This is a genomic window from Prevotellamassilia timonensis (assembly GCF_900106785.1).
GTDB lineage: Bacteria > Bacteroidota > Bacteroidia > Bacteroidales > Bacteroidaceae > Alloprevotella > Alloprevotella timonensis.
On sequence record NZ_LT629841.1, the window covers coordinates 65,651 to 82,402 of the forward strand.

General features: G+C 53.9%; 12 protein-coding genes. 8 read left to right on the top strand and 4 right to left on the bottom strand.

Features of this window, described 5'->3' with window-relative positions; translation table 11 throughout:
• Window positions 1–38 precede the first annotated feature (38 nt).
• A complete protein-coding gene (locus BQ5453_RS02195; RefSeq protein ID WP_071121958.1) occupies window positions 39–1,274 on the bottom strand; it encodes a nucleoside recognition domain-containing protein in 1,236 nt (411 codons plus the stop codon).
• A 346-nt stretch (window positions 1,275–1,620) separates the two neighbouring features.
• Here BQ5453_RS02195 and BQ5453_RS02200 point away from each other — a divergent pair, with 346 nt between their 5' ends.
• The 4 genes from BQ5453_RS02200 (at window position 1,621) to BQ5453_RS02215 (ending at window position 5,127) form a co-directional block, all read left to right on the top strand.
• Complete coding sequence (locus BQ5453_RS02200) at window positions 1,621–1,851, top strand: helix-turn-helix domain-containing protein (RefSeq protein ID WP_071121959.1); 231 nt, start codon at window positions 1,621–1,623, stop codon at window positions 1,849–1,851.
• Window positions 1,852–2,041: 190 nt separating this feature from the next.
• Window positions 2,042–3,094: a Holliday junction branch migration DNA helicase RuvB gene (gene ruvB / locus BQ5453_RS02205; protein ID WP_022102191.1), complete on the top strand. Its 1,053-nt coding sequence runs from the start codon at window positions 2,042–2,044 to the stop codon at window positions 3,092–3,094.
• Window positions 3,095–3,156: 62 nt separating this feature from the next.
• A complete protein-coding gene (ybeY, locus tag BQ5453_RS02210; RefSeq protein WP_022102190.1) occupies window positions 3,157–3,591 on the top strand; it encodes an rRNA maturation RNase YbeY in 435 nt (144 codons plus the stop codon).
• 357 nt (window positions 3,592–3,948) lie between these two features.
• Window positions 3,949–5,127 (top strand): n-acyl-d-glucosamine 2-epimerase, encoded by a 1,179-nt coding sequence (locus BQ5453_RS02215; protein ID WP_071121960.1) that lies wholly within the window; start codon window positions 3,949–3,951, stop codon window positions 5,125–5,127.
• 370 nt (window positions 5,128–5,497) lie between these two features.
• Here the strand turns inward: BQ5453_RS02215 and BQ5453_RS02220 are convergent, their stop codons facing one another.
• Entirely contained in the window at window positions 5,498–5,893 is a 396-nt protein-coding gene (locus tag BQ5453_RS02220; RefSeq protein ID WP_022101970.1) for an HIT family protein, read from the bottom strand.
• 141 nt (window positions 5,894–6,034) lie between these two features.
• On the bottom strand, window positions 6,035–6,499 hold the full coding sequence (greA, locus tag BQ5453_RS02225) for a transcription elongation factor GreA (protein ID WP_071121961.1): 465 nt from the start codon (window positions 6,497–6,499) through the stop codon (window positions 6,035–6,037).
• Window positions 6,500–6,766: 267 nt separating this feature from the next.
• Between greA and BQ5453_RS02230 the strand changes: the two genes are divergently transcribed.
• A complete protein-coding gene (locus BQ5453_RS02230) occupies window positions 6,767–7,681 on the top strand; it encodes a dihydrodipicolinate synthase family protein (protein ID WP_071121962.1) in 915 nt (304 codons plus the stop codon).
• A gap of 134 nt (window positions 7,682–7,815) precedes the next feature.
• Here the strand turns inward: BQ5453_RS02230 and BQ5453_RS02235 are convergent, their stop codons facing one another.
• Window positions 7,816–9,174: an ATP-binding protein gene (locus BQ5453_RS02235; RefSeq protein WP_071121963.1), complete on the bottom strand. Its 1,359-nt coding sequence runs from the start codon at window positions 9,172–9,174 to the stop codon at window positions 7,816–7,818.
• A gap of 978 nt (window positions 9,175–10,152) precedes the next feature.
• Between BQ5453_RS02235 and BQ5453_RS02245 the strand changes: the two genes are divergently transcribed.
• The 3 genes from BQ5453_RS02245 (at window position 10,153) to BQ5453_RS02255 (ending at window position 16,685) form a co-directional block, all read left to right on the top strand.
• A complete protein-coding gene (locus tag BQ5453_RS02245) occupies window positions 10,153–11,928 on the top strand; it encodes an Omp28-related outer membrane protein (RefSeq protein ID WP_071121965.1) in 1,776 nt (591 codons plus the stop codon).
• 260 nt (window positions 11,929–12,188) lie between these two features.
• Window positions 12,189–13,955: a hypothetical protein gene (locus tag BQ5453_RS02250; RefSeq protein WP_071121966.1), complete on the top strand. Its 1,767-nt coding sequence runs from the start codon at window positions 12,189–12,191 to the stop codon at window positions 13,953–13,955.
• A 402-nt stretch (window positions 13,956–14,357) separates the two neighbouring features.
• Window positions 14,358–16,685 (top strand): glycoside hydrolase family 20 protein, encoded by a 2,328-nt coding sequence (locus BQ5453_RS02255; RefSeq protein ID WP_083361096.1) that lies wholly within the window; start codon window positions 14,358–14,360, stop codon window positions 16,683–16,685.
• The last annotated feature ends 67 nt before the right edge of the window (window positions 16,686–16,752 follow it).

A 16,752-nucleotide genomic window follows, 5' to 3' on the forward strand; every position in this document is an offset into this window, starting at 1 on the left:
AAGGATTTATGTGTGTGTTATTGTAAATACTGCGTGGCTCAACTGCCAAAGAACACATAGGCTATGCCAATGGCTGCCACTATGCCGGTAAGGTCGGCCAGCAAGCCGCAGGCCACGGCATGGCGTGTCTTGCTGATGCCCACCGAGCCAAAGTATACGGCCAGAATGTAGAAGGTGGTGTCAGTTGAGCCTTGGAATATGCAGCTCAAGCGGCCCACAAAGGAGTCGGCGCCATAGGTTTGCATGGCATCAACCATCATGCCGCGCGCACCGCTGCCCGACAGGGGTTTCATCAGTGCGGTGGGCAGTGCACCCACCCAGTCGGCATTACAGCCGGTGAGGCCGACAAGCCACTTCACCCCGTCGATGAGCCAGTCCATGGCACCCGAGGCGCGAAACACGCCTATGCCCACCAGCACGGCCACCAGGTAGGGAATGATGCGCACAGCGGTATGGAAACCCTCCTTGGCTCCCTCCACAAAGGCGTCGTACACATTGACGCGCTTGCGCACACCGGCCACTATAAAGCAGATGATGATGACAAACAGCAGCACATTGGCCGTGGTGGTGCCCACAAGGTTCATCATGGTGCTGTCCAAACGGCTGAAGCCCCAAATGATGCCGGCCACCGCCACCGACAGGCCGCCCAGCGTGGCCAGCAGCACGGGCTGCAACAGGTTGATGCGCTGAAACAAACTGGTAATAACGATGCCCGCAAGGGTTGAAAAGAAGGTGGCTATCAGTATGGGTATAAATATGTCGGTGGGCTGCGCTGCCCCCATCTGTGCACGGTACACCATGATGCTCACCGGTATGATGGTCAAGCCCGACGTGTTGAGCACCAGAAACATAATCATGGGGTTCGACGCAGTGTCCTTACGCGGATTGAGCTCCTGAAGCCCCTCCATGGCCTTGAGGCCGAGGGGTGTGGCGGCATTGTCGAGGCCAAGCATGTTGGCCGCAATGTTCATAAATATGTTGCCATACACGGGGTGCCCCTTGGGCAGGTCGGGAAACAGGCGGTTGAACACGGGGCTTAGCACGCGGGCCATGGCGTTGACCACCCCACCCTTCTCGCCAATCTTCATCACGCCGAGCCACAGCGAGAGCACGCCCGTCAAGCCGAGCGATATCTCGAAAGCGGTTTTTGACGAGTCGAAGGTGGAGTCCATAATGGCAGGAAACACGCCCACATCGCCAAAGAACACGAGTTTGACCACAGCTATAATAAAGGCTATGGCAAAGAATGCTATCCAAATGTAATTCAGAACCATGTGTGTGCAGTATGTGTCCGCCGGCCTCTAAACGGCCAGCAGTTGTATGTATAACAATGTGTATAATCAGTTGGGCACTGGCGGAGTCTGTCAGCCTGTCAACCCGTCAACCGCCGCCATCGGTCTGCAAAGTTAGTGATAAAGGGGCGGAATGACTCCCCTCACAAGCCACAATTAGTGCGCCAAACACCACATATTGTGCCAAAGTGCCACAAAAAGAGGCATAAAGTTGTAAGTGTAACATAATTAGATACAACATAATATGGCATAATAAACAAAAAAAACGTTACTTTGCAACTCAGAACCCTAATATTCTTAACAACTAAATTTACTAATCGCAGCAATTATGGAGATTCACATCGGCAGCCTTATCAGGCGCCGCCTCGACGAAAAGGGTTATTCTGTGGTGTGGCTCGCGCGCCAACTGGCCTGCAGCCGCACAAACGTGTACAAGATTTTTGAGAAACCACACATCGACACCGACATGTTGGCACGAATATCGACTGTACTCGACTACGACTTTTTCATTCTTCTGTCAAAATCTTTCCGCAACAAAGAGGCCGGCGCAAAGGCCTGAAGCGAAAACGATACAATGTAGAGAATTGAAAAAACGCTTACGAGGGGCCGTCCACACACTTTAACGTGTGGACGGCCCCTTTCACGTGTATGCGTAATGCCGCAGCGACATACCAAACAAAGTTGCCATACGGACTAAGAGCGCCCGAAAGCGCACATTATTACCCTAAAAACATTAACTTTGCAGCACAATGACAAACGACACTTTTGACATACGCGCCGAACAGACAAAACCCACGTCATCGGAGCGCGACTTTGAAAATGCCTTGCGACCGCTGCAGTTCGATGACTTTAGCGGGCAACGCAAGGTGGTGGACAACCTGCGCATATTTGTGGAGGCTGCCAAATACCGCGGCGAACCGCTCGACCACACCTTGCTGCACGGGCCTCCGGGCCTGGGCAAAACCACGCTGTCCAACATTATAGCCAACGAGCTGGGGGTGGGCTTCAAACTGACCTCGGGCCCGGTGCTCGACAAGCCGGGCGACCTGGCCGGACTGCTTACAAGCCTCGAGCCGAACGATGTGCTGTTCATCGACGAAATTCACCGTCTCTCGCCCGTGGTGGAGGAGTACCTGTACTCGGCCATGGAGGACTACCGCATCGACATCATGATAGACAAAGGGCCGGCGGCACGAAGCATACAAATTGACCTCAGCCCCTTCACCCTGGTGGGCGCCACCACACGTAGCGGACTGCTCACCGCACCACTGCGCGCACGATTTGGCATTAACCTGCACCTTGAGTACTACGACGCCGACACGCTGCAACGCATCATTGAGCGCTCGGCAAGCATACTTAAAGTGCCCATCGACGCCGAAGCGGCTGCCGAGATTGCGAGCCGCTCGCGCGGCACACCGCGTATAGCCAACGCCCTGCTGCGACGCGTGCGCGACTTTGCACAGGTGAAAGGCACCGGACGCATCGACATGCGCATTGCCTCATTCGCCCTCGAGGCTCTGAACATCGACAAGTACGGACTCGACGAAATTGATAACAAAATTCTGCTTACCATCATCGACAAGTTCAAGGGCGGACCCGTGGGCATCACCACCATAGCCACCGCCGTGGGCGAGGACGCCGGCACGGTGGAGGAGGTGTATGAGCCATTCCTCATAAAGGAGGGCTTCATTCGGCGCACACCGCGCGGGCGTGAAGTGACAGAACTGGCTTACAAGCACCTGGGACGCAGCATGTATGGCACACAGTCTGCCGAGCCGAGCCTGTTTGACGGCACAATATAATAGCCCACCCGCGGCCATGGCCCAAAGCCTCAACCCATTACAAACCTATACCCTTATTCAACATGATATCATACAACACCATCAACGTCAAGATGCCCGACATATCGCACCGCGAAACCACCGCATGGGTGCGCGCCGTGGCAGCATCGTACAACAAGCGCGTGGGCGAGGTGGCCTACGTGTTCTGCGACGACGAAAAGATACTCGAGGTGAACCGCCAATACCTCAAACACGACTATTACACCGACATCATCACCTTTGACTACTGCGAGGGCGATGTGCTGAGCGGCGACTTGTTTATCAGCCTCGACACGGTGCGCACCAATGCCGAGCAATTTGGCAAGACTTACGACGACGAGCTGCACCGCGTCATCATACACGGCATTCTGCACCTTGTGGGCATCAACGACAAGGGGCCGGGCGAGCGCGAAATAATGGAAGCAGCTGAAAACAAAGCTCTTGCGCTGCTCGACCAAATGCGCCATGCGCAAGACTGACACCCCCTTGGCGGCACGCCATCTGATATAACCTAACTGAAATTTCGGATTTAGGTTCGCACGGTCTGAATCATCGTGCAAGGCGAATGCAATCAAGCTTGCTTGAATTGCTGAGCCGCAGCCGATGATGTCAATAAATGGTGCTACGAAGAAACGCAAGCTCTAATGGGGGCGACGCGTCCCGCGTCGGGATAGAGACAGGAGTTAAATACGACCGCTACTACTGCTAATAATAGCTGCATATTTTCCCGACGCGAGACGCGTCGCCCCCATTAGAGGTAGCGTTTGGTGTGCTTTTTGCCTTCAGCCCGTACCCGTCTAAAACCGAAACTTGAGTAACCCAACATACCATCTGACATGACTACCAACTTCAAGCAGCTGGCCGAGCAGTACAAGCACGAATTGCTCGACAAAGTGGTGCCATTCTGGCTCGACAAGTCGCAAGACACCCAACACGGCGGTTACTTTACCTGCCTCGAGCGCGACGGCTCCGTGTTCGACACCGACAAGTTTGTGTGGCTGCAAGGCCGCGAGGTGTGGATGTTTGCCACGCTCTACAACAAGGTGGAGAAACGCCAGGAGTGGCTCGACTGCGCCATACAAGGGGCAGAGTTCCTGAAAAAGCATGGCCACGACGGCCACCTCAACTGGTACTTTGCCCTCGACCGCGAGGGGCACCCGCTGGTTGAGCCTTACAACATATTCTCATACACCTTTGCCGTGATAGCCTTCGGGCAGTTGAGCCTTGCCACGGGCAACAAGGAGTACGCCGACATTGCCAAGCGCACCTTCGACATCGTGCTCTCAAAGGTTGACAACCCCAAGGGCAAATGGAACAAGGCGGCACCCGGCGCACGTGCGCTCAAGAGCTTTGCGCTGCCCATGATACTCTGCAACGTGGCACTCGAAATAGAACCGCTGCTCGACCCCGACTTTATGCGCCGCACCATCGACACCTGTATACACGAGGTGATGGACGTGTTCTACCGTCCCGAACTCGGGCTGATAGTGGAGCACCTTGGCACCGACGGCCAGTTGGTCGACTGCTTCGACGGCCGTCTGCTCAACCCTGGCCATGCCATCGAGGCCATGTGGTTCATCATGGACCTCGGCAAGCGGCTTGGCCGTCAAGACCTCATCGACAAGGCCGTGCAGATAGCCTTGAACGAAGCCGAGTATGGCTGGGACAAGCAGTACGGCGGCATATTCTACTTTATGGACCGCCTTGGCCGCCCCTGCCAGCAGCTCGAGTGGGACCAAAAGCTGTGGTGGGTACACATCGAGACACTCATCACCATGCTCAAGGGCTATCAGCTCACGGGCAACGCCAAGTGCCTCGAATGGTTTGAGCGTGTGCACGAATACGTGTGGAGCCACTTTGCCGACCCCGAACACCCCGAGTGGTTTGGCTACCTCAACCGCCGCGGCGAGGTGCTGCTTCCGCTCAAGGGCGGCAAGTGGAAAGGCTGTTTCCACGTGCCACGCGGCCTCTTCCAGTGCTGGCAAATACTGGAGGACCTCGCAGGCAGAGCGTAAACATGCTAACGGACTCAAGCGCCCAACGCTACCTCTAAGTTCTACCACCAAACGCCACCTCTAATGGGGGGCGACGCGTCCCCGCGTCGGTGAAAAAGCAAAGTTCATACAACTAATAAAGGCTCACAGATAGCGCCAATTACACGCCTGTCTGTGAGCCTTTGCCTTAATGCCCCACGCGCTGCACCAAACGCGAGCTCTAATGGGGGCGACGCGTCCCGCGTCGGGATAATTAAAAGAAAAGATACAAACTACACTAAATAATAGCTGCATCTTATCCCGACGCGAGACGCGTCGCCCCCATTAGTGCTTGCGTTTATTACTTCATCTGCACATGAATCCGCACAATTTGAGCTTCGACACGTCCTTATCAGCGCTCAAATTCTGCCAGTATCTTATCGGCAGTTTGCTTCATTGTGTCAGCATCGAGTTGCAGTTTCGGCTTGCGAAAATCCATGTCGCCCTCGCTCTGCAGCGGCACAAGATGAATGTGAGCATGGTTCACCTCAAGGCCGAGCACAGCCATGCCCACCTTGCGGCAGGGAAAAGCACGCTGAATGGCCAGAGCCACCTTCTTGGCAAACACCACCATGTCGGCAAGTTCCTCATCGCTCAAGTCGAAGATGTAGTCCACCTCATGCTTAGGCACCACCAGTGTGTGGCCCTGCGCCAAAGGGTTGATGTCGAGAAAAGCATAAAACTTGTCACTCTCGGCACACTTGTAAGAGGGTATTTCGCCCGCAATGATTTTAGAGAATATTGTCATAAGGCTAAAGTATTATATGTTGGGGTAACGGGTTATTATATGTAACAATATAACAAGCAAAATGAGTTTATAAGCCCGTGCTACAGCCAGCCTGCCGGCACAGCCACAAGTCACACAACCTATAAACTCATCAAGCCACTTTTAGATTGAAATGTTCAGTATTTCGAGGTGCACAGTACCCTGCGGTATTTTCACCTCAACCACATCGCCCACTTTCTTGCCAAGCAAACCCTGGGCAATAGGTGTGGTGCTCGATATTTTGCCTTCGCGCAGGTTAGCCTCGCTTTCGCTCACAATGGTATATTTCATCACCATGCCATTCTTCACGTTCTTCATCTCGACGGTTGTCAGTATCTGCACTGTGTCGGCCTTAATCTTCGACTTGTCGATGATTTTAGCCTCAGCAATAGCCTTTTTCAGAGCCGCAATGCGACCCTCAAGCTTTGCCTGGTTTTCCTTGGCAGCGTCGTACTCGCTGTTTTCTGACAAGTCGCCCTTATCAGCAGCCTCGGCTATGGCGGCAGATGCAGCGGGGCGTTCAATTGATTCCATGTGACGGAGCTGGGCTACCATCTTGTCGTAGCCCTCTTGAGTCATGTAAGCCATAATTACTGTTTGGTATTATATTTATTATTTGTTTGTTATACAGTGGTTGCCGGATAGTAGCACTAAGGTAACAGCTAAAAAAAACCGAAAGAACTCCCGCGACGCTTGCGTTGGAATCCTTTCAACTTCACCTTAATAACTATTTCCGAGTGCAAATATAACCCTTTATTTTGAATAGAGCAAACAAAAGCATTCGCGTGCCACGCTTTTGCCAACTTAAATGCCTACATTTGCAATCCACACATTCACACATCTAACACACCCTATATGGAAAAGATACACGGATTGATAGACGCGCCGTTCACTCCCTTCCACCCCAACGGCGAGGTAAACTACGAGCCCATACCCGCCTATGCCGACCTCCTGGCCCGCAACGGGCTGAAAGGCGTGTTCATCAACGGCTCGTCGGGCGAAGGCTACATGCTCACCGAGCAAGAGCGCATGCAGCTGGCCGAAGCATGGGTAAAGGCTGTGCCGGCCCACTTCAAGGTAATCGTACACGTGGGCAGCACCTGCGTCAAGAGCAGCAGCCGCCTGGCAGAGCACGCCCAGCAAATAGGCGCATGGGGCATTGGCGCCATGGCTCCCCCCTTTCCCAAGGTGGCACGTATTGAGGAACTTGTAAAGTACTGTGAGGAGATAGCCTGCGGTGCCCCCAACCTGCCCTTCTACTTCTACCACATACCAGCCTTCAACGGCGCCTACCTCTCCATGCTCGACTTTCTCAAGGCCGTCGACGGGCGCATACCCAACTTTGCCGGCATCAAATACACCTTCGAGAGCCTCTACGAGTACAACCGCTGCCGACGCTACAAGGACGGCAAGTTCGACATGCTGCACGGCCAGGACGAAACCATACTGCCCTGCCTGGCCATGGGCGGCGCACAAGGCGGCATTGGCGGCACTACCAACTACAACGGACGCGTGCTCACGGGCATAATTGATGCCTGGCAGCAAGGCGACCTTGAGCGTGCACGCGAACTGCAGAACTATGCACAGGACGTCATCGACGTCATTTGCCACTTCCGCGGCAACATCGTGGGCGGTAAGCGCATCATGAAGCTCATCGGCCTCGACCTCGGGCCTAACCGCACCCCTTTCCAAAACATCACCGACAACGAGGAGGCACAACTGCGCAAGGAACTCGAAGCCATCGACTTCTTCAACCGCTGCAACAAGTAGCCCCCGCCACACACGGGCCTCCCCCCACACACAGGTCACCCCGCATGGTGAGCCGCATCAGCATGGTGTTGATGCACTCGCCATGCGGGGTGACCCGTTTTGGCGCATCAACATACGGGGCCTGGGCCGCATCATTACACACTGCGGGCGCCGGCCATCACATTGTCGAGCAGGGCGTGCAAATGGCCTGCATAATAAAGCGGTATGTTGTACAGCGTAAATGTATCGCCATTGGGCTTTGCTATCACGTCCGACGTCATAGGGCCGTTCCACAAGCGCAAGGCCACATTCTCCTTGCTCTCCGACATAAACAAGTGCAGCGAGCGCAACTTGGCATTACTGCCCGTTTTCACCTCAATGGGCAACAGGTGCGACTTGTAGCTGATCAGAAAGTCAATCTCGGCCTGCGAGTTCTTGGCATCGCGCACCCAAAACATACGCTTCTCACCAAACACCACCGAGGCTCCAAGCAATTCCTGCCCCACAATATGCTCTGCCATGCCACCATTCCACAGTTCGTCGGCATCTTTGCCAAACAACAAGTCTTCCTGCATGCCCGCCACATAGTTCACCAGTCCGGTATCGAGCCACAACAGTTTGGGGCTCTTTTTCAGGTCGGGCAACATGGGCAAGGTGGTGGTAGATTGCGGGTACACCAGTTCAAGGAGCAAAGTCTTCTCCAATGTGCGGAAAGCATTTCCCGCCTCTGCGGCCTTAAAGGTTGACCCCGTAAATTTTGCAAACTGAATGCGGTGTCCTGCCGAGGCCCACCCATAACTCAATATATACCTGATGGCGTCTTGCTCCTTGCGGTTGCCTGCATATTTCTCCACGTCGTCACGATAGCCCGACAGCAGAGAGTTGAACACCCCGTTCAGCCTTACTATGTCAGCATACTTGGCATAATTTGCCACAGCCTCGGGCAAGCCGCCCACTATCATGTATTTCTTAAACAAATCTAACGCATAATGATGCAACGAGGCTGGCAGAGCCACGCTTTCGATGGCATCGGCCATGGCAGACTGGCCTATGGCACGCAAAAATTCTACAAAGGTGCACGGGTGCAGTGCCATATACTCCACTCTGCCCACCGGAAATGATATGTAGCGTCCCATCAGGCTCTCGAGCAACGACCCTGCTGCAATCACATACAGGTCGGGACGCTTTTCGTAGAAATAGCGCAGGGCTTGCACGGCTTTCGGCTCATTCTGTATTTCGTCTATAAATATCAATGTACGCTTATGCACGTCTTGCGCTATATTGGCCTTGAAGTAGATACCCGCCAGCAAATCGTCAAACGAATAGTCTGCCGCAAACAAATCGGCAGACTCTTTCTCTTCCAAATTCATATATATATAGGTGTCAAAATCCTTGGCAAACAGCTCTACCAAGGTGGTTTTGCCCACCTGACGGGCTCCGCGCAGCACAAGCGGTTTGCGTTCTTCCTTGTTGGCCCACCGACGGAGGTATTTTATGGCATTTCTCTCAAACATACGTAATCTGTTTATTATCAAGCACAAAGATACATATTAACAACCATTTCCAAACCAAAAACACCCGATTTTTCATCCATTTCCAAACCAAAATTCGGGAAAAACGTAACCATTTCCAAACCAAAACACCCAGTTTCTCATCTATTTCCAAACCAAAATTCGGGAAAAACGTGACCATTTCCAAACCAAAACACTCGGTTTTTCAACCATCTCCAAACCAAAAATTCGGAAAAACGTAACCATTTCCAAACCAAAGCACCCGATTTTTCATCCATTTCCAAACCAAAATTCGGAAAAGCGCAACCTTTTCCAAACCAAAGCACACTTACTCTTGTTTCGGATTTAGACGAGCACGGATTGAATCATCGTGCAAGGCGAATGCAATCAAGCTTGCTTGAATTGCTGAACCGCAGCCGATGATGTCAATAAAAGGCCAAAATCAACAAACGCTATCTCTAATGGGGGCGACGCGTCCCGCGGGAAAATATGCAGCTATTATTTAGTAACGTTCGTGTTTCCCTCCATTCTCTTTCCCGACGCGAGACGCGTCGCCCCCATTAGTGCTTGCGCTTCTTCAAGCACAAGGCACAAAACAACGGCACAAGGCTACGCGGATTTCCGGTCATGGGAGGGCGGATTTCCGGTCGTGGGAGGGCGAATTTTCTGTCATGGGGGAGAGAATTTTCTGTTGCTCCTACCAAAAATCCGCCCTCCCGTAACAGAAAATCCGCCCTCCCTATGCCGTAAAACCACGCGCCTGCAACCCCTAATGCCACCCCCACACCCGCACACAGCAAACAGTGCGCACTGCAAAGTACGTGTGCATAAAGATAAATTATTCGCGCGCATAGTCTACTTTCTGCATACTAATTTACACAAAAACAGGTCATCGTGCTAAAAAATTGGCTTTATGCTTGTCAGATAAATATATTTCTGTAATTTTGCCATCAAGATCAACTAACAATTTTATTTAATTGTATGAATAAAATACTACGTTTATGTACTGTAGTGCTTGCTTCATGCTGTTTCGTGCATAGTTATGCGCAGCGTGAAATTAAGTTCAGCTACTGCAACGACTCGCTGTCGAACTTTTCGGAAATGGTACAGAACCAGCAAGAATCTGGCTCTTTGCGCTTTGGCGCAGCCATACTCATACCCGGTCCACGCCTTAAGGCACTGATTGGTCAGAAAATCACACATGTGCGCTTTCGCTGCACCTCAGGCATTTCGGGCATCTCGGTATGGGCACGCAACAGTCTCAAGGACTACGTGATAGGCGCCCCCACCCGCCTGAACAAATCGGTGGCTGGCTGGAACGATGTCACACTCAACACACCAATCGACATTACCGGCGACGACCTCTATATAGGCTATAACGGCACTGCCGAACCAGGAGCCGGCGTTGTGTGCGACGGCACGGTGAATGCCAACGGCACATTCTTTTACGACGGCAGCCAGTGGAGAGACTTGAGCACCGAGCAGTATCCGCCCTTCTGCATACAAGCCTTTGCACAAGCCGACAACGATGCACCTCTCGTTGACCTGGCTACCGAAAAGGTGACCTTTGACAATGCCTACACCAAGATGGGCGATACCGCAAAGGGTACCATCAATGTGGGCAACTATGGTGTTGACCCCGTGGCAGCGCCCAAACTCTATTACAGCGTAGGCGGCGGACAGCCCGTCGAGGTGTCGGTAAGCGGCACTATCAAGCCCAACAACACACAGCAGTACAGCTTTGAGGTGCCCACCAAGGACCTTGCCGAGGGAAAAATCCCCCTCCGCGCATGGATTTCGACCGACGACATATATAAGGGCAACGACAGCATCGACACCAACTTGCTCATTTACTCTACCAGTTTCCCGCACAAAGTGCTGGTTGAACACTTCACCACGCTGAAGTGTGTCAACTGCCCCGACGGACATAAAGCCCTGTCGGCATTGCTCTCCGGACGCAAGGACTATGTGTGGGTGGCCCACCACATTGGTTATCAACAGGACGAGCTCACACAGTCGGAGTCATACGGCCTGCAAGCCTTCGGCGCCACCTCGGCCCCGCTTGCCATGTTCGACCGCAGAGCGCTCTCGTCGAGCAAGTCTGCCTCTCAGCCTACCATGTACATCAGCTACAGCGGAGGTGTGCAAGCTACGCTCAAGTACATACAGCCCGACTTTGAAAAGTGTGCCAGCACGCCTGCCTTTGTGTCGGTAAACATCGAAAATAGCTACGACCCCGCCACACGCACCCTGAGCACTACCGTCAGCGGCACACGCAACGCCATATTCAGCGAATTTTACGACCAGGCTAACCTTACTGTCGAGCTGGTGGAGGACCATGTGCAGACTAACGCCTCACAAACTGGCAGCGGCGAAAAGGTGCATAACAATGTGTTCAGGACGGCCCTCACACGTTTTGACGGCGACGAAATAAACTGGAACGGCGACACTTACAGCGAAACATACACTACCACGCTGCCCGACTCTTGGAAGAGCAACAATGTGCGCGTAGTGGCCTTTGTCAACCTGCCATTCAGCAGCAACGAAACTGAACACGCCGATGTGCTCAACGCTGCCCAGCTCAACATCAACTATGCCACGGGCATTAACAATGTGGAGGCCGGTGCGGCACAGGTGCTCGACCGCGCTTGCTACAACCTGCAAGGCCAGCGCATCAGCCAGCCCACCACCAACGGCGCATACATTGAGCGCATTGTCACACCGCAAGGCGTGCGCATCAGCAAGCGCATTAAGTAAGCACATCGCGCTGGCAGAATACTTTCCGTTAACGGGGTTACAAGTTGACAAGTTGACGAGTAAGTGTGCTACACGCTACTTATTATATGAAAGTCAGAATGGCAAGAAACTGGGCAAACTTACCCGTTAACCCGTCAACTTGTCAACTTGATTACTAAACCCGCCGACATGTAAGCATAATATTACCTTAAGCAAGCGCCCTCGCCTGGTGGTCTGAACCAACCGGTGCAGAGTGGCTACTTACTAAAACACACAAATATATGAAGAAAGCTTTACTCACCGCAGCCTTGGCTGCCTGCGCATTTGCAAGTGCCTCAGCACAAGTAAATGACAACTTTACGGGCCACATTTTCAGCGCCATGTCTGACAACGGACGCTACGTGGCCGAGTCGATGGACGGAAGCATCAGTTTCCTTGACCGCTGGACGGGTGCCACATGGACTTACACTAACGACAATGCCAACGGTGGCAACGGCCACTGCGTCAGCAACACGGGCATGCTTGTGGGCACCAACGGCACAGCGCCTTGCTACTGGCTTGACGGCACATGCTATGAACTGCCCTTGCTCGAAAAGACCTCGGGCGAACTTGGCGGCTGCAACGCCATCACACCCGACGGCAAATACATTGTGGGCGACCTCGGCACAGGCGTTGGGTTTGGCACCGCAGACGGACTGATGAACTGCCCCGCCATCTGGACACGTCAGGACGATGGCACTTACAAGGTTGACACACTGGCCCACCCTCACCACGACTTTACAGGACGCGCCCCGCAGTATGTCATGTTCAACGACATCTCGGCCGACGGCTCTGTTATTGTGTGCCAGGTGCGCGACTACACAGGTTTCTACAACTATCCCGCCATCTACAAGAAGGGCGCCGATGGCAAGTGGAGCTTCACCGTTGTGGGCGATGGTCTGATTTGGGACGCCGAAAAAATTAAGAACGTTCCTGCCGAACCGGTTGACCCCTCGAGTGAAGTGCCTGTGCCGCAGAGCTACTTCACCGCAGCTGACACGGTGACTTACAACAATGCCGTGACCGAATATACTCAAGCTGCAAAGGACGCTCAAGACGGGCTTATACCTTGGGACTCTGTGCCACCGTACCCCGAATTTTGGATGTTCATCACCGATAATCACGACCAGTGGGCTGCCGACTCTGCTGCATACCAGGCAAAGGTGGCCAAGTACTACGAGGACTTTGATGTTTACCAGCAGGCACTGAGAGATGCCACATTCGGCAACAGCTTCCAGTTCAACAACTTGGTGCTCTCAGCCAACGGCAAGTATCTTGGCACAACGTTTGAAACCTCTGACCCCGATGCCGACCCCGAAATGGGTTACGGCGAAAGCCACAGCTACCCCACCGTTATCGACCTCACCGGCGATGAGCCCGAGGTGAACGTTTACGACAACATGGTGGACGCTACAACTACCTCTGTAGCCAACGACGGACAAATTATCGCTTGCACACCTGTTCTTGACTATGCGCGCAACTCATTTGTTATTAAGGATGCCGAGAGCGACCCCGTCAATTTCTACGACTACATTGCTGCCCGCAACGAAAAGGCTGGTATCTTCCTCAAGGAGAACTACTCATTCAACGTGCCCGTGTCTGACGATGAAGGTGGCGAAGAACCGGGTTGGGGCGACGAAGGTGGCTTGCTTGCCCACAAGAAGGCGCTCAAGTTTACTGCCAAGGACTACAGCATTGTAAACGACAGCATCGTTACCGGTACTGTGTTTGGCAACTCGGACAACACCATCTTCAACTCATTCATGATGGAAGAGTTCTCTGACCCCGAAGGCATGGGCACTTACCGCTCATACGTTATCGACCTCAACGAGAATGCACAGTCTGGCATCAAGGGTGTGAAGAAGGCCGACGAGGCTGACGCTGCCGTAATTGGCCGCGAATACTACAACATCAATGGCCAGCGCATCAGCGCAGCTCCCGCCAAGGGCATCTACCTTGAAAAGCGCATCACTGCCAACGGCTTCACCACTGTTAAGCACGTTAAGTAAGACGCGCTGCTACGCTACAACGCATTAGCCCTGGCGCCCCTTGGCGCAACGGCTAATGCTGGCAACACTCTAAACATCACTATATTATGATAAAGCTGCCGCAGCACCTGCATGGGTGTTGCGGCCTTTTGTTTGTGCCATGTTGGCCGCCTAAATGGCGGTGCAGAGCAAAAGCATGGCTTAAAAGAGGGCTACGTTGCGCTATTTTACCTATATTTGCGACTGAAACGTACTTGGTGATAATCCCATACCCCATAATCCAAGGAGAAGGCAGCCCAACAAGCCAAAGTGCCTTTTTAACCTTATAACCTTATAACCTCCTAACTCCCTGCCTAACACACAAAGGTTACTTTATAACCTCATAACCCCATAACCTCATAACCCCCTCTCCCCCTCCCACACATGAAACTATTTGCAAAAACTGCCGTATTCATCGCAACTTTGCTCTGCACTACGGTGCCCAAGTTGCAGGCACAGAGTGCCAACTTCCACGTAGTGCCACTGCCCAAGGTAGTGCGCAGCACGCAGGCGGGCGACTTTACCCTGAACGCCCGCACGCTGATATGCTACCCACAGGGCAACAAGCAGCTCAAGCAGCAAGCCACCATGCTGGCCAACTACATCAAGCAAGCCACCGGACTGCAACTTTCTACCACTACCCTGGCAGCACAGCGCAACTGCATCAAACTGAGCAGCGTGCTGCGCCACACCAACCCCGAGGCTTACACCATCAGAGTGAACAGCGACATGGTATTTGTAGACGGCGCATCAGCGGCCGGCTGCTTTTACGGCGTGCAAACGCTGCGCAAGGCCCTGCCCACCGGTGTGGCACAACAGGTGCTGATACCGGCCACCGAGGTAAATGACTGGCCGCGCTTCAGCTACCGCGGTGCCCACCTCGACGTGGCGCGCCATTTTGTGACAGCCGACTCGGTGCGACGTTTTATCGACATGCTGGCGTTGCACAACATCAACCGCTTTCATTGGCACCTGACCGACGACCAAGGGTGGCGCATCGAAATAAAGAAGTATCCGCTCCTGACCAAGATTGGCGCACGACGCGCCCAAACCGTCATCGGCCACAACAGCGGCCAATATGACGGCACACCCTATGGCGGCTATTACACACAGAAGGACATCAAGGACATTGTGCGCTACGCTGCCGAACGACACATCACCATCATACCCGAGATTGACATGCCCGGCCACATGCAGGCCGCCCTGGCCGCCTACCCCGAACTGGGCTGCACCGGAGGGCCCTACCAGGTGTGGCAGCAATGGGGCGTGACGGACAGTGTGTTGTGTGTGGGCAATGACAAAACGCTCCATTTCATCGACGATGTGCTCGACGAGGTGGTGGTACTCTTCCCGTCGGAGTATATACACATAGGCGGCGACGAGTGTCCTAAAACCATGTGGAAGCGCTGCCCGAAGTGTCAGGCGCGCATTGCTGCGGAACACTTGCAGGCCGACGGCCGCCACACGGCCGAGGAACGCTTGCAAAGTTTTCTCATACGCCATGCCGAGCAACACCTCAACCAGCTTGGCCGCCAAATGATTGGGTGGGACGAGACGCTCGAGGGCGGACTCGCCCCCAACGCCACCGTCATGTCGTGGCGCGGCGAGGGCGGCGGCATTGAGGCGGCACGCCTGAAGCACAAGGTTATCATGACGCCCAACACCTATCTGTACTTCGACTACTACCAAAGTGCCGACAAAGCGCACGAGCCCGAGGCCATCGGTGGCTATCTGCCCTTGCAGCATGTGTACAGCTACGAACCTGTGCCACGCAGCCTCGCCCCCGACGAGCAGCAATACATCATCGGTGCACAGGCCAACCTGTGGACGGAGTATATCAAGACATTCAAGCAAGTGGAGTATATGGAACTGCCGCGACTGGCTGCACTGAGCGAGGTGCAGTGGTGTGACGCCGGGCAGAAGGACTACGGACAGTTTGTAACCCGCCTGCAACGCCTCATCGACACGTATAGGCTGCAGGGCTACAACTTTGCCAAGGTGATATACAATGTGGGGGTGACACTGGCCACCGACACAACGAACCACTGCATACGCGCCACACTGTCCACCATCGACAACGCGCCCATTCACTACACACTCGACGGCACAACGCCTACCACCGCCTCGCCACGCTATGCAGAACCTCTGCGCATCACTGTCCCCTGCCAACTGCGCGCAGCGGCTTTCCGCCCGTGGGGCGCAACGCACGAGGTGCAGCGCACTTTCAACTTCAACAAGGCCACGGCCTGCCCCATCACCCTGCTGCAGCAGCCTCACCCCAAACAGGTGTATGGCGGGGCCACGCTATTGGTGGACGGACTTACGGCCAGCGACACCAATTATGCCTCGGGCCGCTGGATAGGTTTCTGCGGCAACGACCTTGAGGCGGTGATAGACCTTGGCAGCGTAATGCCGATCAGCCGTGCCAGCATCAATACTTGTGTGGAGAAGGGCTATTGGCTGTTCGATGCGCGCCGCTTTGAGGTGTCAGCCTCTGCCGACGGCCGCACCTTCGCCCCGCTTGCCGCCGAGGACTATCCTGCCCTCACCGAACAATCGCCAAACCAAATTAACACGCACACGCTGCAGTTTGCCACCACAGCCGCGCGTTATGTCAAGGTGAAGGTTGTGTCGGAACACACCATTCCGGCCTGGCACCCGGGACATGGCAACCCTGGTTTTGTGTTTGTCGATGAAATCGCGGTATTTTGACAATGTGGTAATGTGGCGCAGCAAAACGCGTCACATTATCACATTAGCATATTACCACATTAGCATA

Excerpts from the sequence above, each read along its gene's own strand:
- BQ5453_RS02215 (WP_071121960.1), top strand. The coding sequence starts at position 3,949 with ATGACTACCAACTTCAAGCAGCTGGCCGAGCAGTACAAGCACGAATTG.
- BQ5453_RS02255 (WP_083361096.1), top strand. The coding sequence starts at position 14,358 with ATGAAACTATTTGCAAAAACTGCCGTATTCATCGCAACTTTGCTCTGC.
- BQ5453_RS02230 (WP_071121962.1), top strand. The coding sequence starts at position 6,767 with ATGGAAAAGATACACGGATTGATAGACGCGCCGTTCACTCCCTTCCAC.
- BQ5453_RS02235 (WP_071121963.1), bottom strand. The coding sequence starts at position 9,174 with ATGTTTGAGAGAAATGCCATAAAATACCTCCGTCGGTGGGCCAACAAG.
- greA (WP_071121961.1), bottom strand. The coding sequence starts at position 6,499 with ATGGCTTACATGACTCAAGAGGGCTACGACAAGATGGTAGCCCAGCTC.
- BQ5453_RS02195 (WP_071121958.1), bottom strand. The coding sequence starts at position 1,274 with ATGGTTCTGAATTACATTTGGATAGCATTCTTTGCCATAGCCTTTATT.
- BQ5453_RS02220 (WP_022101970.1), bottom strand. The coding sequence starts at position 5,893 with ATGACAATATTCTCTAAAATCATTGCGGGCGAAATACCCTCTTACAAG.
- BQ5453_RS02245 (WP_071121965.1), top strand. The coding sequence starts at position 10,153 with ATGAATAAAATACTACGTTTATGTACTGTAGTGCTTGCTTCATGCTGT.
- ruvB (WP_022102191.1), top strand. The coding sequence starts at position 2,042 with ATGACAAACGACACTTTTGACATACGCGCCGAACAGACAAAACCCACG.
- ybeY (WP_022102190.1), top strand. The coding sequence starts at position 3,157 with ATGATATCATACAACACCATCAACGTCAAGATGCCCGACATATCGCAC.
- BQ5453_RS02200 (WP_071121959.1), top strand. The coding sequence starts at position 1,621 with ATGGAGATTCACATCGGCAGCCTTATCAGGCGCCGCCTCGACGAAAAG.
- BQ5453_RS02250 (WP_071121966.1), top strand. The coding sequence starts at position 12,189 with ATGAAGAAAGCTTTACTCACCGCAGCCTTGGCTGCCTGCGCATTTGCA.